Here is a 3,166-nt window from a genome sequence, read left to right as displayed (position 1 = left end):
AACAGATCAAAAAAAGCATTTCCATAGGCGCAAAAGGCTATGGAGAGAAGAAAGTAATAAAGAGCACACAGGGGATGCCTTGGCTCTCAGAGGCGATGAAGGACGTGATAAGCTGCGATAAGCTTCGGGTATTAGCAAATATGAATTAATCCGAAGATTTCCGAATGGGGAAACCTGGCTAGTTGAAGACTAGTCGTACCGAGGTACGCAAACCTGCCGAACTGAAACATCTAAGTAAGCAGAGGAAGAGAAAATAATAATGATTTCCTAAGTAGTGGCGAGCGAAAGGGAAAGAGCCCAAACCAGTTTTGTTACGGCATGACTGGGGTTGTAGGACTACGATATGGCATTAATGAAATGAAGTGGAACAGGATGGGAAGCCTGGCGAGACAGCGTGAGAGCCGCGTACACGTAAGTAACATTAGTCTAGTAGTATCCTGAGTACCGCGAGGTCGGAGACGCCTTGTGGGAATCTGCCGGCACCATCCGGTAAGGCTAAATACTCCTGAGAGACCGATAGTGAACCAGTACCGTGAGGGAAAGGTGAAAAGAACCCCGAACAGGGGAGTGAAATAGAACCTGAAACTGTGTGCTTACAAGCGGTCGGAGCGTCCAGGTGGCGTGACGGCGTGCCTTTTGCATAATGAGCCTACGAGTTACTCTTCTCTGGCAAGGTTAAGTGTTTAAGACACGGATCCGAAGCGAAAGCGAGTCTGAATAGGGCGTATAGTCAGGGGAGGTAGACGCGAAACCTTGTGATCTACCCATGGACAGGTTGAAGGTGCGGTAACACGTACTGGAGGACCGAACCGATAAACGTTGAAAAGTTTTCGGATGATCTGTGGGTAGGGGTGAAAGGCTAATCAAACTGGGAAATAGCTCGTACTCCCCGAAATGTTTTTAGGAACAGCGTTGAGGTAAAGTTATCTAGAGGTAGAGCTACTGATTGGGTGCGGGGGAGTCAAATCCTACCAAATCCAGACAAACTCCGAATGCTAGATAATATACTCAGCAGTGAGGCGCGGGGTGCTAAGGTCACGCGCCGAGAGGGAAAGAACCCAGACCATCAGCTAAGGTCCCCAAGTTACCGCTAAGTTGAACTAACGAGGTGCGATTGCCTAGACAGCTAGGATGTTGGCTTGGAAGCAGCCATTCATTTAAAGAGTGCGTAACAGCTCACTAGTCGAGCGATCGTGCATGGATAATAAACGGGCATTAAGTGGTACACCGAAGCTATGGGTAATATTTATATTACGGTAGGGGAGCATTCCAGCGGCAGCGAAGCTATGACGTAAGTTGTGGTGGAGCTTCTGGAAAAGCAAATGTAGGCATAAGTAACGATAAGGCGGGCGAGAAACCCGCCCACCGAAAGGATAAGGTTTCCTGATCAACGCTAATCGGATCAGGGTTAGTCGGGACCTAAGGAGAACCCGAAGGGGAAATTCGATGGACAACTGGTTAATATTCCAGTACTTTTTATAACTGCGATGTGGGGACGGAGTAGTGACACTGCCGCGATCTGACGGAATAGATCGTTGAAGACTGTAGGTATTGGAGAGGTAGGCAAATCCGCCACTCTAGCTGAACGTTGATAGTACCGCAAGCCTTCGGGTAAGTGGATAGCGCAGGTAATCAGACTTCCAAGAAAAACCGCTAAGCTTCAGGTTATAAAAACCCGTACCGCAAACCGACACAGGTATCCGGGAAGAGAATTCTAAGGTGCTCGAGTGAATCATGGCTAAGGAACTCGGCAAAATGGCCCTGTAACTTCGGGAGAAGGGGCGCTGGTAGCAATATCAGCCGCAGTGAAAAGGCCCAGGCGACTGTTTAACAAAAACACATGGCTTTGCAAAATCGAAAGATGAAGTATAAGGCCTGACACCTGCCCGGTGCTGGAAGGTTAAGAGGGGATGTTAGTCGCAAGGCGAAGCATTGAATCGAAGCCCCAGTAAACGGCGGCCGTAACTATAACGGTCCTAAGGTAGCGAAATTCCTTGTCGGGTAAGTTCCGACCTGCACGAATGGTGTAACGATCTGGGCGCTGTCTCAGCCATGAGCTCGGTGAAATTGTGGTCCCGGTGAAGACGCCGGGTACCCGCAACGGGACGGAAAGACCCCATGCACCTTCACTACAATTTAACATTGACATTGGATACAGGATGTGTAGGATAGGTGGGAGACTATGAAGGGGCGTCGCTAGGCGTTCTGGAGTCAACGTTGAAATACCACCCTTTCTGTATTCGGTGTCTAACTCCACTCAGTGGAGGACATTGTTTGATGGGTAGTTTGACTGGGGTGGTCGCCTCCAAAAAGGTAACGGAGGCTTTCAAAGGTAAGCTCAATACGCTTGGTAACCGTATGAGGAGTGCAATAGCATAAGCTTGCTTGACTGTGAGGCAGACAAGCCGAGCAGGGTCGAAAGACGGATATAGTGATCCGGTGGTTCTGCATGGAAGGGCCATCGCTCAAAGGATAAAAGGTACGCTGGGGATAACAGGCTGATCTCCCCCAAGAGCTCATATCGACGGGGAGGTTTGGCACCTCGATGTCGGCTCGTCACATCCTGGGGCTGGAGAAGGTCCCAAGGGTTCGGCTGTTCGCCGATTAAAGTGGCACGCGAGCTGGGTTCAGAACGTCGCGAGACAGTTCGGTCCCTATCTGTTGTGGGCGTAGGAATTTTGAGTGGGGCTGACCTTAGTACGAGAGGACCGGGTTGGACCAGCCTCTAGTGAATCTGTTGTTCCGCCAGGGGCATTGCAGAGTAGCTACGCTGGGAATAGATAAGCGCTGAAAGCATCTAAGTGCGAAACTAGCCACGAGATGAGAATTCCATATAGGACCGTAGAAGACTACTACGTTGATAGGTTACAGATGTAAAGCTGGCGACAGCATAGTCGAGTAATACTAATCATCCGAAGCTTTCAAAAGCAACAAACTGTTGTTTGTTCTTCAATTACTAACTTCTTTCAATAATATGTCATCGTTAATTAGTGCAATAATCGAATAGATAAGTTCTAAATAACTTTAAAAATATTTAGGTGCCTATATCGGTGGTGTCCACCTCTTCCCATTCCGAACAGAGAAGTTAAGCCCACCAGAGCCGATGGTACTGCGGTAACACGTGGGAGAGTAGGTCGGTGCCAAATCTTAAAGCAAAAGCCTGTAG

At 48.9% G+C, this 3,166-nt stretch carries 2 rRNA genes; both read left to right on the top strand.

Annotated features, from left to right (window positions below):
* Nucleotides 1–47: 47 nt before the first annotated feature.
* Nucleotides 48–2,927 (top strand): 23S ribosomal RNA (locus WG905_RS19440).
* 107 nt (nt 2,928–3,034) lie between these two features.
* Nucleotides 3,035–3,146: ribosomal RNA gene (rrf, locus tag WG905_RS19435) — 5S ribosomal RNA — on the top strand.
* Nucleotides 3,147–3,166 lie beyond the last annotated feature (20 nt).

The sequence above is a fragment of the Pedobacter immunditicola genome, from assembly GCF_037482985.1.
Taxonomy (GTDB): domain Bacteria; phylum Bacteroidota; class Bacteroidia; order Sphingobacteriales; family Sphingobacteriaceae; genus Pedobacter; species Pedobacter immunditicola.
The sequence above is the reverse complement of the archived record's forward strand: the minus strand, read 5'-3'. Positions and strand labels throughout refer to the sequence as shown.